The sequence below is a fragment of the Microbacterium longlingense genome (genome assembly GCF_058349825.2).
This window is the reverse complement of sequence record NZ_JBYRJA020000018.1, coordinates 1-1,310: the sequence shown is the minus strand read 5'-3', so window position 1 is coordinate 1,310 and position 1,310 is coordinate 1. Positions and strand designations below refer to the sequence as shown.

Here is a 1,310-nt window from a genome sequence, read left to right as displayed (position 1 = left end):
CTGACAGTGATGATGGTGGTGGGAGTCCCGCAGCGGTCGTCCTGACTCTGCGCCTGACTGACTTGGGGTCTTGAACGGGATCTGTCGGTCGATTCGCTGCGGGACTGTCTGCACTCACCGTGCGAGGGGTCGTGACCTCATAGGAGCCTGTGCCAGCAGGCACCCATCACTGTCTTGTCCGCTCACTTCTCGGCGGTGCGTGCCGTTCTGCCGCATTGGAGTGAAAGGAACGGCGATGACCACCATCGCACACGAAGTCGAACACGACCAGATCGAGGTCGCCGTCGGTGTCGATACCCACGGCGACACGCATACCGTCGCGGTGATCGACACCGCGGGCCGGCTGCTGGGATGCGCCCAGTTCCCCGCTGACAAGGCCGGGTATGCGGCCTTGCTGTCCTGGGCGGTGACGTTCGGGACGTTGCTGATCGCGGCGATCGAGGGCACCGGCGCCTACGGGGCGGGCCTGGCCCGGCATCTGCGCGGTCAGGGTGTCGAGCTGTTGGAGATCGACCGGCCCGACCGCAAGACGCGCCGGTTCGCGGGAAAGTCCGACCCGCTGGATGCGGAAGCCGCTGCCCGGGCCGGACTGTCCCGGGTCCGCACCGGGATCCCGAAAGACCGCACCGGGAAGGTCGAAGCGCTCCGGAATCTGCGCGTCGCCCGTCGCAGCGCGGTCGACCAGCGCGCGGACTGCACGCGGCGCATCAAGACGCTGCTGGTCACCGCACCCGACGAGCTCCGTGAGCGGCTGCGTCGGCTACCCGACCGTGAACTCCTGAAGATCTGCGCGAGCCTGCGCCCAGACACGGCGCGGGCAGGTGAGCCGGAACAGGCCGTGAAGATCGCGTTGCGGTCCCTCGCCCGCCGCCACGCCGCTCTGGTCACCGAGATCGACGAACTCGACGCGCTCATCACCCCTCTCGTCACAGCGATCAACCCGGCCCTGCTCGCCCTCAACGGCATCGGCGCCGACGTCGCCGGGCAGCTCCTGGTCACCGCGGGCGAGAACACCGACCGGCTCCGCTCCGAAGCCGCGTTCGCGATGCTCTGCGGCGTCGCCCCCATCCCCGCATCCTCCGGGAAGACCCACCGGCACCGACTCAACCGCGGCGGCGACCGGCAAGCGAACGCCGCGCTCTATCGCATCGTGCTCTGCCGGCTCCGCTGGGATCCCCGCACCCAGGACTACGCCCAACGACGCACCCAACAAGGCCTCTCCAAGAAAGACATCATCCGCTGCCTCAAACGACTCATCGCCCGCGAGATCTACTACGTCCTCACCCGACCTTGACATCCATAGGAGCATC

At 67.9% G+C, this 1,310-nt stretch carries 1 protein-coding gene; it reads left to right on the top strand.

Annotation, left to right across the window (positions count from 1 at the left end; all coding sequences use genetic code 11):
- Positions 1 to 235: 235 nt before the first annotated feature.
- Positions 236 to 1,294, top strand: a complete 1,059-nt coding sequence (locus AC3RXY_RS15590; RefSeq protein WP_491511834.1) for an IS110 family RNA-guided transposase — start codon at positions 236 to 238, stop codon at positions 1,292 to 1,294.
- Positions 1,295 to 1,310 lie beyond the last annotated feature (16 nt).

Coding starts and splice junctions, on each gene's coding strand:
- AC3RXY_RS15590 (WP_491511834.1), top strand. CDS start 236: ATGACCACCATCGCACACGAAGTCGAACACGACCAGATCGAGGTCGCC.